Raw genomic sequence first — 15396 nt, 5'->3', positions numbered from 1 at the left:
GTTGGCCCAGTCCCAGACCAGGGCAGCGCTGGCTTCCATGCCGACGTTCTCCATGACCCGTAGATCCAGGGCCCCCTGCTCATGCAGGGATTGCCATTGCGCCAGCAGCGGGTCGTCCGCATTGACCAAAAAGGTGTGGTCAAACTGCTGCCTCAGTTGCTTCTCCAGTTCGCTCAGGCTGGAGAAATCCACCACGAAGCCGTTTTCATCCAGCTCCTCGGCCTGGAACCAAAAACAAAAGCTGCGGCTGTAGCCGTGCACAAAGCGGCAATGGCCGCTGTGCCTCCACTGCCGGTGGCAACAGGGATAGCCGCTAAAGGTTTTGCTGCAGGTGTAGGCGGCGGTCATCCCCGGTGAATGCTGGATGTGGGTCTTGAGGGAGGATCGGGGTAGATGGATCGGCAGCCCTTGCAGGCATCATTTCAGGCCCCAGATCCGGCCTTCATTCGCTCCCTTCGTTTTAACGAGGCCGGCCTGATCCCGGCGGTGGCTCAGGACTGGCTCGACGGGGCGGTCCTGATGGTCGCCTGGATGAACCACGAGGCGATTGAGCGCACCTTGGCCACGGGCGAAGTGCACTACTGGAGTCGCTCCCGCCAGGAGCTTTGGCACAAAGGTGCCACCAGTGGCCATACCCAGGCCCTGCGCGGCCTGCGCTACGACTGCGATGCCGACGTGCTGCTGCTCACGATTGAGCAGCGCGGCGATGTGGCCTGCCACACCGGAGCGCGCAGTTGCTTCTATGACGATGGACCGAGCCCGACGGCTGGTGGTGCTGGCGCCGCTCCCCCGCCCGCCGATGTCTGCACGGAATTGATGCGGGTGATCGAAGGACGCCGTGACCAGCCGGAACCCGGCAGCTACACCAACAAGTTGCTCGAGGGCGGCGATAACCGGATCCTCAAAAAAATCGGTGAGGAGAGCGCCGAGTTCGTGATGGCCTGCAAGGACAACAGTCCTGAGGAGATGGCGGGTGAGGCGGCCGACATCGTCTTTCACCTGCAGGTTGCTTTGGCCCATCACGGCGTGAGCTGGCGCCGGGTGCAGGAGGTCTTGGCCTCCCGCCGGGGTGCTCCGCGCCGCGACTAGGGCTGTTTGAGTCGAACGGGGCTCCCATGGCGGAGCCCGCTGCCGTTGCTCAGGATCACCCGATCGGTGGCCGAGAGGCCTTTGAGGACGGGATAGCGATCCCCCTGCAGGGGACCCAGGGTGACGCTGCGCTGGAGCGCCACGTTGCTGCCCGCCGGTAGGCGCTCAATGGTCGCCAAGGGCGTCTTGCCCGGGTCTTTTTTCCATTGGGCAGGGGTGCCGACGACGAAGACGAAGGTCTGGCCGAATTGGCGCGTGACCGCCTCAAACGGAATGGCCAGGTGACGCTCCGCGCCAATGATCAAACGGGTTCGCAGGCGCTGCCCGTCGCGAAGCATGCCCTGGGGGTTCTCGATCTTGGCCTTGGCCAGCAGGGTCTGACTTTTGGCGTTGATGTTGGGATCGATCATCGTCAGCCTCCCCTTGGCCACGGGCCGCTGCCCTTGGCCATCGAGCAGTTGCACCAGCTGCCCGCTGGCGAGCCGGTTCGCCTGGCCGGCCGGCACGTCGATCCGGGCCTGCAGGGCTTCGTTGCGGATGATCCGGCTAAAGGGGCTTCCGGCCTGGAGGACATCCCCTGCTTTGACGCTCAGATCGCTGATCACGCCAGCGATGGGGGCCCGCACATCCTTGTAGGAGAGGTCCGCCAACTTTGCCGTCAGGGCTTGGCGCGAGCCGATCGCTTTGGCTTCGAATTCATCGCGCTGCAGGGCGGTTGCCGCCCCTTCCTGGGCCAAGCCGGCCAGTCGCTCAAAGGCCAGTTGATCGCTCTTGCTTTGGGCCTGCAGGGCTGCGACGTCCGCCTTGAGCTGGGTTTGATCGAGGACCAGCAGCAGTTGCCCGGCCTCAACGGACTGACCGGATTGGACCAGGACCCGTTGGATTCGTCCGCCGGCCTGGGCCGCCAGCTCGATTTCATCGGTGGCCTCCAGGGTGCTGACGGTGTCGATGCTTTGCACGAACACCTCCCGCTCCAGTGGAGCGGCCGTGACCTTCTGCGGCGGACGCCCAGTCGAGCTGCCGCAGCCGCAGAGTGCGAGTAGTCCAAGGGCGGCCAGACCTGGCCAGAGTGCTTTAGCCATGGCTCCTCCGGGCTTTGAGCTCGAGCTCCCAGCCCTTGATCAACCTGTAGCTACTGGGCACGACAAATAGGCTCAAAACGGTGGCCACCAGTAGGCCAAAGAACACCACAGTGCCGATGCTGATGCGGCTGCTGGCGCTACTGCCGCTGGCCAGCAGCAGGGGCAGAAATCCCGCCAGGGAGGAGATGGCCGTCAGCAGGATCGGCCGCAGCCTGGAGCGGGCGGAGTCGCGGATGGCCTGGTCCAGGTTCAGTCCCTCCCGCAACCGTTGATTGGCAAATTCCACGATCAAGATTCCGTTTTTGGCGGCCAGGGCCACCAGGACCAGCAGTCCCATCTGGCCATAGACATCCAGGGGCAGACCGCGCAGCACCAGGCCGCCCAGCGCTCCAAGCAGGGCCAGGGGAACGGTGATCAAGATGATGAACGGGTCCAGCAGGTTCTCGTAGAGGCCGGCCAGCACCAGCGCCATGACCAAGACCGCCAGGGAAAAGACCCTGACGGTGCTGCCGCCGGAGCGTTTCTCTTCCTCCGCCAGACCGGTCCAGGCCAGGTCCGTGCGCCGTCCCCCCAGTTGCCCCTGCAGCCGCTCGAGCTCAGCCATGGCTTGGCCGGTGCTGACCCCCGAGGCCGGTAGGGCTCGAATGCTGATGGAGCGCACCAGGCGGCTGTGGTTGATCGTGCTGGCCCCACTGGAGGCCTCCACGCGCACCAACTGGCCAACGGGGATCAGGGTTCCTGATTTGGCGCGCACCTGCAGGGCGAGGACGTCGTCGAGGTTGCGCCGGCCCTCTCCATCCAGCTGAACAATCACCCGGCGGACCTGATCGCCCTCAAAGCTGTCGTTGACATAGCTGCTGCCCAGGCTGGCCTGGAGGGTGCTGACCAGTTGGCTCAGTTCCACGCCGAGGGAGGCCATCTGCAGGCGATCGGGCTCCAGCCGCAGGAGCGGGGAATCGGCGCTGAAGCGGGTGGAGACCCGCTCAAACAATCCGCTGGCATTGGCCGCTTGGATCAGGCGTTGGGCCTCGCCCGCAAATTGCTGCAGCGAGAACTGCCCGTTGCTGGTGTCCAGCAGCTCGAGCTCCAATCCCCCTTCGCTGCTGAAGCCGCGCACGCTGGGGGGCTGGCTGACGATCACCGTGGCCCCGGAGATCGTTTTGCGCAGTTGGCGGTTGAGCCGTTTGGCCACCGCCTCGGTGCTGGGGCGTCCAGGCCCCCGCTCGCCGATCGGCTGAAGCCGCAGGAAGAGCAGTCCCTTGTTGGGGGTGCTGTCCCCAAAGGAACGGCCGGCATAGAAGTTGCCGGTTCGAATTGCGGGGTCTGCCTCCGCCAGCGCTTGGACCTGTTGCATCACCGCCTCGGTGCGCTGCAGGGAGAGCCCCTCCGGCAGCACAACAACCCCCCGCAGTTGGCCGTTGTCCTCCTGGGGAATGAAGGCCGTCGGTCTCCAGCTCAGGCCCAGGGCGGTCACCAGTAGGCCCACCAGGACGCTGGCCATGACGCGGCGCCGCAGCTTGAGGGAGCCCTCGAGCCAGCGGCCGTAGGGGGCCTCCAAGGATTCCAGCCAGCGCCGGGGCGGATCAATCCAGCGCAGCAGCCAGGCCGGCTCGCGTTGTTCCGCGTGGAGCAGGCGGCTGGCCGCCACCGGCGTGAAGCTGATGGCGTTAAACGTCGACACCGCAATGGCGGCGCTGATGCTGATGGCGATGGGCGCGTAGAGCCGGCCCACGCTTCCCTCCAGCCCGATCACCGGCAGGAAGACCACCACCAGCACCAGGGAGGTCGCCACCACCGCCCCACCGAGCTCCGCCATGGATTCGCGGGCGGCGGCCAAGGGGGAGGCCCCCGCTTCCAGCCGCCGTCCGATGTCCTCACTGACGACGATGGCGTCGTCGACCACCAGGCCCGAGGCCAGCACCATCCCAAACAGGCTGAGGGTGTTGATGGAGCCGCCGGCCAGCTTGATCAGGCTGATCGACCCCAACAGAGAGACCGGCACCGCCAGGGCGCTGATCAGGGCTAGACGGCTGTTGCCAAGCCCCAGCAGCAGGGCAAGAAACACCAGCAGCACCGCATCCCGGAGGCTGCCGGCCGTCTCGCCAATGCTGGTGCGAATCGTCTCGGCTTCGTTGACGATCAGCTGCAGATCAATGCCAGGGGGAATGTCCGGCTGGAGCTCCGCTAAGGCCTGCTCCACCGCCTCACTGACCGCCAGGGCATTGGTGCCATCCCGCTGGTAGACGCCAATGGCCACAGCGCTGCTGCCCTGGAGGTTCGTGGCGATGGCGTCATAGCTCTCACTGCCCAGACCCACGCGGCCGATGTCCCTCAGCAGCACGACTCCGCCTTCGGGGCCCTCGCCGACCACCAGTTGCTCGAGTTCTTCGCTGCTGCGCAGCCGGCCCTCCATCTCGAGCGGGAGGGTGGTGGCCTGCCCCGGGGGCATGGGCGCTTCGCCGGTTTGTCCCAGTGCGGCTAGGACGTTCTGGGCCTGCAGGGCCCGCTCGACATCGTTGATCGTCAGTTGACGCTCTAGCAGTGCCGCGGGGTTGAGCCAGAGCCGGAAGGCCAACGGGCTCCCGCCAAACAGACGCACATCGCCAACCCCCTCGACCCGCTGGAGCCGCTGCTGCACCACCTGGCTGACCCAGCCATTGAGGAACTGCGGGGTGTAGCGCTTCGGATCCGCGCTGAAGCTCAGGACCATTAAGAGGTCATCGGAGCTGCGTCTGACCTGTACTCCCAGGCGAGCGACCTGGGCTGGCAGCCGCCGCAGCACCTGGGCGATTTCGTTTTGGGTGTTGACCTGATTGAGTTCGGGGGAGCCGCCGCGGAAGTTCAGCCGGATGCTGCTGCCACTGCTGCTGCTGCTGGAGCGGATGCTCTCGAGCCGCTCGAGTCCGTTGAGCTGCTGCTCGATTAAGGCGGTCACCCCCTGCTCCACCACCTCGGGGCTGCCGCCGGGGTAGGAGCTGCGGACACTGACCCGTCCGGGGGCAATGCTCGGCAGGTTCTCGACCTGCAGGCCGCTCAAGCTCAGGGCTCCCATGAGCAGCAGCAGCAGACTCAGCACCAAGCTGAATACGGGCCGTCTCAAGAACAGGTCTGAGAGGGTCCGCCTGGGCGGAGTCATGGCTGGGTGCTGGGCTGATCAGCCTGGGTCAAACCGGGCTGTTCTTGCAACCACTTCAGGGTGGCTTGATCCCTGGGGCTCAGCTGCAGGACCGGGACCGCTCCGGCCTTGACCGCCAGCGCATCGCCGGCGTGGTCGCTATGGCCCCAGAGACCAAAGGCATGGCCCAATTCATGCAGGCTGGTGGCCTGAATGGCCGTTTGCGCTTGCCCGGGGCTGATCAGCACCGTCACCAGCGGCTCGAGGGACCAGCGCTGATCCCGGCGGACCTCACGCAACTGAAGCAGGGCCCGTCCATTGCTGGCGCGGTTATTCAGCAGGGGAGGCCGACGCCGCTCCACCAGAACGTGGGCCCGCAGCGGCTCGGTGACCAGGTGAATCGGCAGCTGGTCTTGCCAGGTGCGCAGGGCAGCCTGCACCGCCTGATGCCAGCGTTGCTGCCAAATCGCCCCAGGCCCCTTGGCGGTCACGGGCTCCACCCAGACGCACCACTGCTTGCGATGGGGCCAGCCTGCGGGTGTGGTCTTGAGACGACTGCTGTAGCCAGCGCTGCTGGCGGTGGTCTGGACCGGCTCGATCAAGAGCGGCCCCTGGCCGGACCAGGGGCGCACCTCAGAGGCCAGGGGGCAGGCTGGAGGCGGTAGCTCCATTGCTGGGGCTAACCAGGCAGGCCGACGCCCCGGGCCATCAAGGTGGCCAGGAACGGAATCAGGGCAAAACCCACCAGTTCAATGTTGAGGATCCAGGCCAGCCGCTTGGCCAGGCCTTCGCTGACCTGGGGCAGTTCCCCTTTGCGCAGGGGGATGGCCCAGGTGATGTAGGTGATCGTGGGGTAGAGGGAGAGGCCACCCACGGAGAGGTAGAGGCCGACCTTCCACCAGAACAGAGGGTTCTCCGTATAGAACTCCGAGCCCTGTCCGAAGTACATCACCCGCAGGATCCCGCTCACCAGGAGGGCGAGGGCCGCCATTCCGTAGACCACATCGGTGATCACCATCAAGGTGGCGTCCTTGCGGTTGGGGTTGGGCTGGATCAGGCGACGCTCCAGCACGAGGGCGCCGAAGCAGAGCATGAAGCTCAGGTAGTGGACGTAGGCCACGCCCGCTCGGGTGAGAACGGTCGGTGCGATGTCGGCGATCAGAGCCGGGGCGGGCATGGCCTTGGACTGGATGGGGCCTCAGACCGTAGCGAGCGAGCGACTGAGCTGGTTTTGTTCAGGCTTTGGAAGCCAATCTGCAATTGGGAAATAAGTCTGAATTTGGGAAGCAATTTTGAAAGTTGGAAGCTTTTTAGTGGCTTTCTTTTTTGAGTCAAAAACCCCTTAGGTTCAAATCAGCAGAACGCGCAAACATGGCCAGCTCGCTGAGTGCTTTCTTGGGTGAAATTGGTCGTCACCAGTTGTTGACGCCAGAGCAAGAGCTGATGCTTGGCCGCAAGGTACAAGCCATGGTGCAGCTGCACGAGCGCTGCGCTATGGCTGGTGGTGTTGGTGAAGCCTGCAGCTACAACGACATCGAGAAGCGCACGATGCGTGTGGGCGAGCGGGCTAAAGATCAGATGATCACGGCCAACCTGCGCTTGGTGGTCAACCTGGCAAAGCGCTACCAGGGCAAGGGACTTGACCTGTTGGACCTGATCCAAGAGGGGACCCTGGGTCTGACCCGAGCCGTTGAGAAGTACGACCCCACCCGCGGCCACCGCTTCAGTACTTATGCCTACTGGTGGATTCGCCAGGGACTCAACCGTGCGCTCTCGACCCAAAGTCGCACGATTCGTATTCCTGTCAATGTCAACGAAAAACTGACACGTTTGCGGGCTGCAAAGGCGCGTTTGATGCAGCGCAATGGCATGGCGCCTAATTCACAACAGCTGGCCACAGCGTTGGGTTTGCCGCTCGATGAAATTGAGGATTTGCTCGGTTGTGAGCTCCGCAGCGTCACCGTCAGCCTGCAGGGCATCGTCAAATCCAAATCCGATCCCACGGAACTGGTGGATGTGCTTCCCAGTGAGGATCTGCCTCCCATGGAGCGCTGTGAACTGGCGGAGCGCAATGCCGCGGTTTGGAAGCTTCTGGATCAGTCCAACCTCACGCCGAAAGAGCGCACTGTCGTGATGCTGCGCTTTGGTCTCGATGGCAGCCATGAGTGGCGCACCCTCGCTGAGGTGGCCCGTCTCCTGGGCTGCAGTCGGGAGTACTGCCGTCAGGTGGTCCAGCGGGCCCTGCGGAAGCTGCGCAAAGTGGGCATCCAGAGCGGATTGGTCGACGTCAGTTCTGTCGTTCAGTAGGTCGGCCCTCAGAATGGTGTCACCGCTTGAGGTGACACCAGCCCATGGCTGTCGATCCTGCTGCTCAACCCATTGATGCCCAAGTGCTGGGCAGCACCGAGGTCGATGAGGGCGCGCTGCGACGCCTCCTGCGTCGTGCGGGTCGCGCGATCGCCCGGCCTGCCATCGAATGCCTCGAGTTGTTGTTGGATTCCGGCACCCCGCCACAGGTTCGCCTGACGATGCTGGCGGCCCTGACCTATCTGCTGGTTCCGGTTGATTTGATCCCGGACTTCATCCCGGCGGCGGGCTTCAGCGATGACCTGGTGGCCTTGACCGCCCTGCTCGGTCTCTGCTCGAGTCACATGAGCGAACCCATTCGGATGCGGGCGCAGCGCAAACTGGATCGCTGGTTTCCCCCGACGCGCTGATGGCTGCTCTGACCTCTGAGCAGTTAGACGAACTGCAATCGTTCATCAAGGATTGGCTCCGCCACAGCGGCCGGACCCAGTCGGACCTGCGGCGAGCCCTGCGGGCAAGCTCGATTCGGATGCCGGTCCTGCTGGATGAGTTGGACCGCACCTACCGCCGTGACGGTTTGGTGGGCCTGGCTGAACGTCTCTGTGCCATTGAGGCGGTCTGGCAGAGCGAGGACCAAGGCGGGGTTGGTTCCGCCGATGCCGCTCCAGCCGTTGAGGACTCCCTTGGGCAATTGGATCTGCTCCTGGAAGAAATCCGACTGGAAGTCGGAGACGGCTGACGGAGGCCTGCACTCACGTCACAGTGGGTGCACGTTGCACCGTTGAGATGACCTGCGCGCGTTGGCTGGCTTGGGCGTCCGTTGCGGCCCTGGGTGCTGCAATGCCTTCGGCCGTTCATGCCCAGGCGGAGAGTTTCCTCTGGGGACCCGGCAGCAATGTGGGCCCCTCCACCACCGTGGAACCCAAGAACTGCGTGACGGCGGCCGACGGAAGTATCACCTGCGACACCAAGTTGGTGAACCCTCCGGGGGATACTCCGGCTAAGCCTCAGTACACGCCCTTTCGCAATTGAAGTCTCTGTTTTGTGATCGCGCGTTCCTGCGAGGAATCTCGGGTTTCGAACGCGCTCTGGCCAAGGTCCTCTCGGTCACCCTCACCGTGGTGTTGGTGGTCGCGACCCTTCAGCTCCTGATCTTTTTGGGCAGTGACCTGCTGGATTTGCAGGTCAATTGGACCGGTGAGGGCCTGGTGAGCCTGTTGGATCAGGTGCTGGTGATCCTGATTGCCCTGGAGGTGCTGCAGAACCTCACCGCTTACCTGCGGGAGCACGTGATTCAGATCGAATTAGTGCTGGTCACGGCCCTGACCGCAGTGTCCCGCAAGGTGATCGTTTCTCCCCCGGGGATGCAGAAGGACCCTGCGGTTCTGATTGGCTTGGGGGTGGCGATCCTCTCCCTCGCTGCCGCCTATTGGCTGGTGCGGCAATCCAACCTCAAGCGCCCACCGACCAGAACAGAGCTAGCCAGACCGTCCCAGGATTCGGGTCGGTTGCCGTAACCCGATGGCGGCGATGCGGCGCAATCATCAGCGCATCGCCGACGCAGAGGTCCCGCGGCTGCTCTTCGTCTTCAAAGTGCAGCGACGCACTTCCGCGCAGCACCAGAACCCATTCGCTCTCCTCTTGGTCGTACCAGCCCTCGGCTGGGCTGCTGGCCTGGCAGGAATGAATTCGCTCGAGGCGCCAGTTCTGTCCACTGGCGAGCACGTCGGTTTGTTCCTGGCCTGACTCCGGGCAGTCCCCCCGCAGCAGATTGGGTTGATCAGCGGGCCTGTCTGGCTGGGGGCTGCTGTCCCCCCAGCGCCGGCCGATGTCAAAGCCAAATTGGGCCGCCAGTTGGACCACATCGTGGTGGTTGCTGCAGTCTCTGAGGGCTTGCCGAAGCTCGGGCTGGGCTTCAGTCAAGGCCACGAAAGCATTGAGCTGTTGGATCTTCTGGAGGAACTGTTGGAGCTGGGCTTCGGCCATCAGCTCAGTATCGGGTTCAGCGTTTTGCTGAGGTTGAACCGCTCGAAGTGCACCCCGCGGATCAGGAGTTCTTCTCTCCAGCGGATCCGCCAGCCCAGCTTCAGCAGTAGAGGGGTGGAGATCAGGCTGGCTTCGGTGACGAGGGCGCCGAGCTTGTCCTGAGTCGCTTCCGCCTCAATGGCCTCAATCAGGGCGCGTCCATGGCCCCGCTGCTGGTGTTCAGGATGGCAATAGAGCAGGGATAGGCGTTGGCTTGGATCCCGCAGGGCAAAGGCGAGGACGCCTCCATCCGTTGCTTCGCTGGCCAGGGCGCGACCGCGCTCGAGCTGAAGTGCAAGTGCCGGACCTTGACTGGCCCAGGCTTCTTTTTGTGCCTGCGTGTACAGCTTCGGGTCGCAACTCAGGACGGCCTGCTGATAAATCGTGATCGCCTCAGAGTGCTCGTCCCTGCGTAATTCACGGATTCGATGCATCGAGGCCTTTGGTACTCAACTCCTTGCCGAATTCTGGCTTGGTTTGATCTTCATGGAGCTGGTGCCTAGTTAAACCGTGTTGTATGTTGCACGAGTATCTGGCTCAAGCCCTCTACCTCAATGCTCACCGGTTCCGATCTTCTGGCCAAAGTTAAAGAGCTTGGCGATGTAAGTAAGTCCGATATCGTCCGCGCTTGCGGTTATGTCTCCTCCAAGAAGGACGGCGGCGAGCGTCTGAACTTCACCGCTTTCTACGAAGCGCTTCTCGAGGCCAAGGGCGTTGAGCTGGGCGTGAGCAGCAAGGTCGGCAAGGGTGGCCGCAAGCTCAGCTACATCGCCACCGTTCAGGGCAACGGCAACCTGCTGATCGGTAAGGCCTACACCGCCATGCTGGATCTTCAGCCCGGTGACGAGTTCGAAATCAAGCTCGGCCGTAAGCAGATCCGTCTGATTCCCGCCGGCGGCAGCGACGAAGACGAAGAGTGATCGACAGCCCTAACGGCTGAGCGTGACCTCCACGCCATTGGCCCCCTCCAGCGATTGGAGGGGGCTTTTTTGTGCCCAGCCCAGAACGTTTTGATAGTCCTCGGGATGGCAGCTGAGCAGGATGATTTGAATCCCCTGCTCCATCCCCCGCTGCAACATTGCTTGCAATGGATCGAGGCGTTGCCGATCGGTATTGGTAAAGGCGTCGTCGAAGACCAAGGGCAGGGCACCGTCATAGGCACCCATCAGGACTTCGGCCATGGCCAGTCGCAGCGCCCCTGCGAATTGTTCGCGCATGCCTCCACTGAGTCGCGCAAAGTCATAGGCCTGGCTGTCCTGCAGCAGTTGCAGTTGCTGGAAGCCATGTTTGGGATTGAAGGCCAACAGGGCCTTCTCCGCTCCTGTCGGCAAGAGGGCCCCGAGGTAGGGATTGAGGGCTGAACAGAGCGGTTCGCTGTAGCGATTGGCCAGCTCAGCTTGGGCCTGATGGAAGTGCTCCTGCAGCAGTTGCAGAGCGTTGGCCTCCCGTTCTTGCGTTTGGCGTTCCTGCTGGACGTTCTCCCAGCGGGCCTGGGCTAGCTCCAGTTGAGCACTGGGGTTTTGGGCTCCCAGGCTGGCGCAGCGCTGTTCGTTCTGCCCCCGCTCATTGAGGAGAAGCTCTTTCTCCTGGTTGAGCTGCTCGAGCAGTTGCAGGGCCCCAACGGATCCCTGGCGTTGTTGCTGCAGTGTTTTTCGTTCGCTCTCCATCGCCGCCAATACCGCTCGCCGCTCCTTGACGTCTTGCTCCAGGTGTTGGAGCTGCTCGACGCTCGCTGGGGTTGACTCTTGTTGCAGTCGTTGCTCGACCATCGCCAAGGAGCCGGCGAGTTGCTCGAGCCGATTGCGGCATTGCTCCAGCTGGCGGCTCTGGGCTTGCTCCTGTTGCCGCTGTTGCTGATGCTGTTGCAGCTGCTGATCGAGGGCGCTGCTCTGCTGCTGGATGGTCTGGCGTAGCTGCGTGTCCAGCTCTTCGAGTGCCGTTGGATCGCTGGGCAGTCCCTCCTGGCGATCGAGACTGATGGCTTGCTCCAGGTCCTGCTGGCGCGGGAGCAAGGCACTGAGACGTTCGCTCAGCCCGGACCAGGGGATGGCCTTGGCTGCGGTGCGCAGGTCGCTGAGATCCCGCTCCAGGCTGCGCCGTTGTTGCTCAATCGCCTCCGCGGCTTCGCTGTTGGCGGCCCCGAGCTGCTGGGTTAACCGTTCGCAGTCTTGGCGGCAGCGCTCCAGCTGAGCCTGGGCCTGGGGCAGCGCGTCGCCGCCGCCGGGACTCACCCGTAGCCGGACGCCAGCTCCAACCTGGAGTTCAGTGATGCTGTTGAGCTGGCGCTTCTCTCCGGCCTGGATCGCTTCATCGGCGAGCGTGATGGCCTGATTGCTTTGGAGTACTTCGATGCTGGTGGCCATGGCCTCCAGCCGCGCCTGGGCCTGGGCGAGGGCCTGCTCGGCGCGCCGCAGTCCGCGCACCTGTTCGGCGTCGATCGGCGGCAGTTGGGACAGGGTTTGCTTGAGCCGGTTCGCTTCTGACTGCAGGCGGTTCATCTCCTGCTGGTGGGCTTCAAGCTGTTGGCGCTCCCGCCGCAGTTGCAGGAGGTCGAGCCGCTGACGCACTCCCTCTTGCTGGGTCCGCAGGGTTTGCAGCTGTTGCTGAGCGGCTGCGATCTGCTGCTCCTGCTTCTGCTGCTGCTCTGTTTTGAGGGCGTCCTGCTCAAGTGCCTGCTTCAGCTGCTGTTGCAGCCGGAGTTGCTCTTGCTGCTGCTCCTGCTGGGTTCGCTTGAGTTCCTGCTGTTGTTTCTGCTGTTGCTCAAGGGTCTGGCGTTGCAGCAGCACCGGTTCAAGTTCCGCCTGCAGCAACTGCTGTTGCTGCTCCAGTTCCCGCTCTCTCAGTAAGGCGGGCCGCAGGTCCTGGTCAATGCAGTGGAGCCTCTCGGCGATGGCGCCCAGGCGCTCCATGGCTTGTTCGAGCTCGAGCAGTTGTTGCTTGGCCCCGTTCAGGTCCTCCAGGCACTCCTGTTCCCGTTGCAGCACTTGGGCGAGGGCTGATCCGGCCTTCACGCGCCCCGTCGGAGTGAACACCTGTCCCAGGCGCTGCTGGAGTTGCTCGACCACCTGGCGATCCAGGGGGGACTGCAGCGTTCCGAGATCGGTCTTGGATTGCAGCTGCTGGAGCAGCCGCTCGTAGTCGTAGCTCTCCGGCTTCCCCTCCAGGGGGTTGAAGCCTGCGTCCCCCTGCCGCACCCAGAGGTGGGCCCAGCGCTCGGGCAGCTGCGCGATCCGCCTGCCTTCGATGGGACCCTCCAGGCCCAGCAGCCGCGCCAGCTCGTCTTCCGCTGCTGGACCACTGAGGGCCTGCCCTTTCTGGTTGCTCAGCTGACAGGTTCCCCCGGCACCAGCGAAGCGTTTGCGCAGCGTCCAGCGTTCTCCCTGGGCGGCAAAACAGAGCTCGACCTCCGGCAGGCCGCCATGGGTGCGTGAGCGCAGCTCCTCCACACCGCGCCCGGTGGCGGTGGAGCGCAGGAAGAGGGTTTTGTGGAGTGCCTCCACCAGGGTGCTTTTGCCCGATTCGTTGACCCCTCCCACCAGGGTCAGTTGGCGGCCAAAGCTGAGCTGGAGATCGAGGTGTTGACGAACCCGTTGCAGGCGGCAGGAGAGCAGGTGCATGGCTTACTCCCCCGCGCAGCGGTGCAGTTCGGCCAGGGCCAGCTGCAGCAGTTCGCGCCGCTCCTCCAGCAGCGCGCTGTCCGCCAGTTCGCTCTGGAGGCGATGGGCGACGTTGGCAATCAAGGGGTCACTGGGGCGCTGGCTGAGGGCCTTGAGCTCGCTTGGATCGGGAGCCTGGGCGCAGCGCCCGCGGCGCTTGAGCCGCAGCAGTTGGGCCTCCAAGCGCTCGATCAGCGCGTCGTAGCGGCGATGACCCTCGAGGCTCAGGCTGCCGCTCTCCTCCAGCAGCAGGAGATGTTGTCCTGGCTCGTCGCCCAGGAGCGTCTGGAGCTGCGCTTCAAAGCGCTCCAGCTCCGCGTCGCTGCTCAGCCGCACCGCCGTGGCGTGCCATTGCAGCATCGCAGTCGCCAGAGGGGTCACCTCGGGAAGACTCCCCCGCTCAGCGCGCACCGCCAGGACGACTCCATCGCGGTAGGCGTCATGGCGGGGAAAGCGATCGGGCTCCGGGGTCCCGCTGTACCAGGCCTTGGCATGGACCTGTTTGAGGCCATGCCAATCCCCCAGGGCGACGTAGTCCAGCTGCTCCAGTAGGCCTGCATCGAGGCGCAGTTGGTTCTGGGCGCTGGCGGGGTTCTCCTCATCGGCATCCAGGTCATCGGAGCCAAAACCATGGATGGAGCCATGGGCAAGCAGGAGGCGAGGGCGGTCGCTGGGCAGTGAGGCCCAATCGATCGATCGCACCCAAGCGGTGGGGTCCTGGCTGTCCGTGCGGCGCAACAGCGGGCAGGGCAGCACGATCGCCTGCTCCAGCACGAGCGGTTCGCGGCTCAGGAGCACCTGGAGGTTGGGGGCCCGGCGCTGGCACTCCTCCTGGAAAAAACGTTGGTGCCAGACACTGCCTGGGGCACCGTGGTCATGGTTGCCAGGAATCACCAGCACCGGGCAGCTCAGGCGGCCGAGGGCCTGGCAGACCGCACTGATGTCACTGCTGCTGGGGGTTGGTGAGTCAAAGAGATCACCGGCGACCAGCAGGAAGGCGGCCGCCTGCTCCTTGGCGCATTGACCGATTTGATCGATGGCGGCGATGCGCACCTGCCGCAACTTGGCCCGTTTGTCTGGATCCTGGACCCGGGCGTAGGGCTTGCCGATCTGCCAGTCGGCGCTGTGCAGAAAGGACAGCATGGGGTGCGTGGGTGTGGGGCTATTTGAGCGCGGACACACCGGGAGTGGGCCGGTCAGACTGACGCTTGGCGCGCTGCGCCCCCCTTGCCCTTGACCTGATGTCCCTTGCGTTGCTGCGCCGGCTGTTGCTGGCTCTGGTGTTGCTGCTGGGTTTGAGCGTGGCGCAGCCGGCCTGGGCCGATGGTGCCCAATTGTTTGAGCTCCACTGCGCGGGCTGTCACCTCAATGGCGGCAACATCATTCGCCGCGGCAAAACCTTGAAGCTGGCGGCCCTAGAGCGCCAGGGCATTGCCTCCCAGGAGGCCATTGCGGCGATCGCTGCCCAGGGCCAGGGACAGATGAGCGGCTACGTCGAGGCCCTGGGTGAGGACGGTGTCCAGCAGGTGGCTGAGTGGGTCTGGCAGCAGAGCCAAGCCGGTTGGCCGAAGGCTTGATCTAGAAGGCCTGGATCCAGGGGTAGACCTCGAGGGCGGTCCAGATTCCCTGGCGCCAATACACATCGTTGTGGAGCAGATCCACCACCTGCTGCTTGGACTCGGCCTCGTAGATCCCGAAGACGTGGCTGCTGGTTTCCGTGGGCCCCAGGGTGATCAGTACGCCGTCATCCTTTTGGCGCTGCAGCCCCGCGAGATGCTCCTCGCGGTAAGGGGTGCGCTTCTCCAGCGCGTTCTCGCAGTAGGTCCCCCAGAGAACAAAGCGCACGGATCAGCAGGCGTGTGCGAGCAAGTTACAGCCAGCCACCGGCGAAGATCGGCTGGCGAATTTTGGCGGGCAGCAGCACCGGCAGGTTGCTGGGTTCGGCGCCGGCTTTGTCGCTCCAGCGCACCTTGCAGCGGAAGTTGCCGTCCTTGACTTTGAGCACGTATTGCTGAGGAACGGCCTGTTCGGGCATCAGGTACTGGGCCTGATTGCAGGCATCCACCTCAGAGATGTTGGAGGTGTACTCACTCCAGCCGGCCTGGGCGGCGCTGGGGGCGAC

The 15396-nt window shown here is 64.1% G+C and carries 19 protein-coding genes; 8 read left to right on the top strand and 11 right to left on the bottom strand.

Annotated features, from left to right (window positions below):
• Positions 1 to 348, bottom strand: a 348-nt coding sequence (locus QZ189_RS08045; protein WP_296421495.1) for a 6-carboxytetrahydropterin synthase, incomplete at its 3' end; no start/stop codon positions are given.
• Positions 349 to 393: 45 nt separating this feature from the next.
• Between QZ189_RS08045 and hisIE the strand changes: the two genes are divergently transcribed.
• Complete coding sequence (gene hisIE, locus QZ189_RS08040; RefSeq protein WP_296415618.1) at positions 394 to 1089, top strand: bifunctional phosphoribosyl-AMP cyclohydrolase/phosphoribosyl-ATP diphosphatase HisIE; 696 nt, start codon at positions 394 to 396, stop codon at positions 1087 to 1089.
• On the opposite strand, the gene QZ189_RS08035 is transcribed toward hisIE, so the two are convergent.
• From QZ189_RS08035 to QZ189_RS08020, 4 genes are read right to left on the bottom strand one after another with little or no spacing between them, the layout of a single operon-like run.
• Positions 1086 to 2171, bottom strand: coding sequence for an efflux RND transporter periplasmic adaptor subunit (locus QZ189_RS08035; RefSeq protein WP_296421493.1), 1086 nt, complete (start codon positions 2169 to 2171; stop codon positions 1086 to 1088). The two genes, hisIE and QZ189_RS08035, sit on opposite strands and share 4 nt — an antisense overlap.
• Positions 2164 to 5307 (bottom strand): efflux RND transporter permease subunit, encoded by a 3144-nt coding sequence (locus QZ189_RS08030; protein WP_296421491.1) that lies wholly within the window; start codon positions 5305 to 5307, stop codon positions 2164 to 2166. The genes QZ189_RS08035 and QZ189_RS08030 overlap by 8 nt, the downstream gene beginning before the upstream one ends.
• Positions 5304 to 5957, bottom strand: a complete 654-nt coding sequence (locus tag QZ189_RS08025) for a peptidase (protein WP_296421490.1) — start codon at positions 5955 to 5957, stop codon at positions 5304 to 5306. Before QZ189_RS08025 ends, QZ189_RS08030 begins: the two co-directional genes overlap by 4 nt.
• 8 nt (positions 5958 to 5965) lie before the next feature.
• A complete protein-coding gene (locus QZ189_RS08020; RefSeq protein ID WP_010315862.1) occupies positions 5966 to 6463 on the bottom strand; it encodes a DUF2214 family protein in 498 nt (165 codons plus the stop codon).
• A gap of 194 nt (positions 6464 to 6657) precedes the next feature.
• On the opposite strand from QZ189_RS08020, the gene QZ189_RS08015 reads away from it, so the two are divergent.
• Genes QZ189_RS08015 through QZ189_RS07995 form a run of 5 tightly spaced genes read left to right on the top strand, consistent with a single transcriptional unit; the run spans position 6658 to position 9110 of the window.
• Positions 6658 to 7593 carry a sigma-70 family RNA polymerase sigma factor gene (locus QZ189_RS08015; RefSeq protein WP_010315864.1) on the top strand — a complete coding sequence of 312 codons (936 nt, stop codon included), beginning with the start codon at positions 6658 to 6660 and terminating at the stop codon, positions 7591 to 7593.
• Positions 7594 to 7637: 44 nt separating this feature from the next.
• Positions 7638 to 8003, top strand: coding sequence for a DUF1232 domain-containing protein (locus QZ189_RS08010; protein ID WP_010315866.1), 366 nt, complete (start codon positions 7638 to 7640; stop codon positions 8001 to 8003).
• Complete coding sequence (locus QZ189_RS08005; protein WP_247477465.1) at positions 8003 to 8332, top strand: hypothetical protein; 330 nt, start codon at positions 8003 to 8005, stop codon at positions 8330 to 8332. The genes QZ189_RS08010 and QZ189_RS08005 overlap by 1 nt, the downstream gene beginning before the upstream one ends.
• Positions 8333 to 8379: 47 nt before the next feature.
• On the top strand, positions 8380 to 8625 hold the full coding sequence (locus tag QZ189_RS08000; RefSeq protein ID WP_010315870.1) for a hypothetical protein: 246 nt from the start codon (positions 8380 to 8382) through the stop codon (positions 8623 to 8625).
• The gene (locus QZ189_RS07995; RefSeq protein WP_010315872.1) at positions 8622 to 9110 is read left to right on the top strand and encodes a phosphate-starvation-inducible PsiE family protein; all 489 of its coding nucleotides are present in this window, start codon (positions 8622 to 8624) and stop codon (positions 9108 to 9110) included. Before QZ189_RS08000 ends, QZ189_RS07995 begins: the two co-directional genes overlap by 4 nt.
• Here the strand turns inward: QZ189_RS07995 and QZ189_RS07990 are convergent.
• Together QZ189_RS07990 and QZ189_RS07985 are read right to left on the bottom strand one after the other, a co-directional pair.
• Positions 9046 to 9579 carry a Nif11 domain/cupin domain-containing protein gene (locus QZ189_RS07990; RefSeq protein WP_247477467.1) on the bottom strand — a complete coding sequence of 178 codons (534 nt, stop codon included), beginning with the start codon at positions 9577 to 9579 and terminating at the stop codon, positions 9046 to 9048. The two genes, QZ189_RS07995 and QZ189_RS07990, sit on opposite strands and share 65 nt — an antisense overlap.
• Positions 9579 to 10052 carry a GNAT family N-acetyltransferase gene (locus QZ189_RS07985; protein WP_296421489.1) on the bottom strand — a complete coding sequence of 158 codons (474 nt, stop codon included), beginning with the start codon at positions 10050 to 10052 and terminating at the stop codon, positions 9579 to 9581. Before QZ189_RS07985 ends, QZ189_RS07990 begins: the two co-directional genes overlap by 1 nt.
• A gap of 120 nt (positions 10053 to 10172) precedes the next feature.
• On the opposite strand from QZ189_RS07985, the gene QZ189_RS07980 reads away from it, so the two are divergent.
• The gene (locus QZ189_RS07980; protein WP_010315879.1) at positions 10173 to 10538 is read left to right on the top strand and encodes an AbrB family transcriptional regulator; all 366 of its coding nucleotides are present in this window, start codon (positions 10173 to 10175) and stop codon (positions 10536 to 10538) included.
• 9 nt (positions 10539 to 10547) lie between these two features.
• Here QZ189_RS07980 and QZ189_RS07975 read toward each other — a convergent pair whose 3' ends face one another.
• Entirely contained in the window at positions 10548 to 13235 is a 2688-nt protein-coding gene (locus tag QZ189_RS07975) for a hypothetical protein (protein ID WP_296421488.1), read from the bottom strand.
• A gap of 3 nt (positions 13236 to 13238) precedes the next feature.
• Positions 13239 to 14417: a DNA repair exonuclease gene (locus QZ189_RS07970; RefSeq protein ID WP_010315882.1), complete on the bottom strand. Its 1179-nt coding sequence runs from the start codon at positions 14415 to 14417 to the stop codon at positions 13239 to 13241.
• Positions 14418 to 14515: 98 nt separating this feature from the next.
• Between QZ189_RS07970 and QZ189_RS07965 the strand changes: the two genes are divergently transcribed.
• Complete coding sequence (locus QZ189_RS07965) at positions 14516 to 14851, top strand: c-type cytochrome (RefSeq protein WP_010315885.1); 336 nt, start codon at positions 14516 to 14518, stop codon at positions 14849 to 14851.
• Between the two features lies 1 nt (position 14852).
• On the opposite strand, the gene QZ189_RS07960 is transcribed toward QZ189_RS07965, so the two are convergent.
• The gene (locus QZ189_RS07960) at positions 14853 to 15119 is read right to left on the bottom strand and encodes a YciI family protein (RefSeq protein ID WP_010315887.1); all 267 of its coding nucleotides are present in this window, start codon (positions 15117 to 15119) and stop codon (positions 14853 to 14855) included.
• A 25-nt stretch (positions 15120 to 15144) separates the two neighbouring features.
• The coding region (locus QZ189_RS07955) for a hypothetical protein (RefSeq protein ID WP_296421486.1) at positions 15145 to 15396 on the bottom strand (252 nt) is incomplete at its 5' end.

The organism is Vulcanococcus sp. CPBay_Sum15L08_68, assembly GCF_017855895.1.
Lineage (GTDB): Bacteria > Cyanobacteriota > Cyanobacteriia > PCC-6307 > Cyanobiaceae > Vulcanococcus.
Note: the sequence above shows the minus strand (reverse complement) of the source record. Positions and strands in the feature narration are given on the sequence as shown.

Bases quoted from the DNA above. Each gene is read 5' to 3' on its own strand.
- hisIE (WP_296415618.1), top strand. From the start codon at position 394: ATGGATCGGCAGCCCTTGCAGGCATCATTTCAGGCCCCAGATCCGGCC.
- QZ189_RS08035 (WP_296421493.1), bottom strand. From the start codon at position 2,171: ATGGCTAAAGCACTCTGGCCAGGTCTGGCCGCCCTTGGACTACTCGCA.
- QZ189_RS08030 (WP_296421491.1), bottom strand. From the start codon at position 5,307: ATGACTCCGCCCAGGCGGACCCTCTCAGACCTGTTCTTGAGACGGCCC.
- QZ189_RS08025 (WP_296421490.1), bottom strand. From the start codon at position 5,957: ATGGAGCTACCGCCTCCAGCCTGCCCCCTGGCCTCTGAGGTGCGCCCC.
- QZ189_RS08020 (WP_010315862.1), bottom strand. From the start codon at position 6,463: ATGCCCGCCCCGGCTCTGATCGCCGACATCGCACCGACCGTTCTCACC.
- QZ189_RS08015 (WP_010315864.1), top strand. From the start codon at position 6,658: ATGGCCAGCTCGCTGAGTGCTTTCTTGGGTGAAATTGGTCGTCACCAG.
- QZ189_RS08010 (WP_010315866.1), top strand. From the start codon at position 7,638: ATGGCTGTCGATCCTGCTGCTCAACCCATTGATGCCCAAGTGCTGGGC.
- QZ189_RS08005 (WP_247477465.1), top strand. From the start codon at position 8,003: ATGGCTGCTCTGACCTCTGAGCAGTTAGACGAACTGCAATCGTTCATC.
- QZ189_RS08000 (WP_010315870.1), top strand. From the start codon at position 8,380: ATGACCTGCGCGCGTTGGCTGGCTTGGGCGTCCGTTGCGGCCCTGGGT.
- QZ189_RS07990 (WP_247477467.1), bottom strand. From the start codon at position 9,579: ATGGCCGAAGCCCAGCTCCAACAGTTCCTCCAGAAGATCCAACAGCTC.
- QZ189_RS07985 (WP_296421489.1), bottom strand. From the start codon at position 10,052: ATGCATCGAATCCGTGAATTACGCAGGGACGAGCACTCTGAGGCGATC.
- QZ189_RS07980 (WP_010315879.1), top strand. From the start codon at position 10,173: ATGCTCACCGGTTCCGATCTTCTGGCCAAAGTTAAAGAGCTTGGCGAT.
- QZ189_RS07975 (WP_296421488.1), bottom strand. From the start codon at position 13,235: ATGCACCTGCTCTCCTGCCGCCTGCAACGGGTTCGTCAACACCTCGAT.
- QZ189_RS07970 (WP_010315882.1), bottom strand. From the start codon at position 14,417: ATGCTGTCCTTTCTGCACAGCGCCGACTGGCAGATCGGCAAGCCCTAC.
- QZ189_RS07965 (WP_010315885.1), top strand. From the start codon at position 14,516: ATGTCCCTTGCGTTGCTGCGCCGGCTGTTGCTGGCTCTGGTGTTGCTG.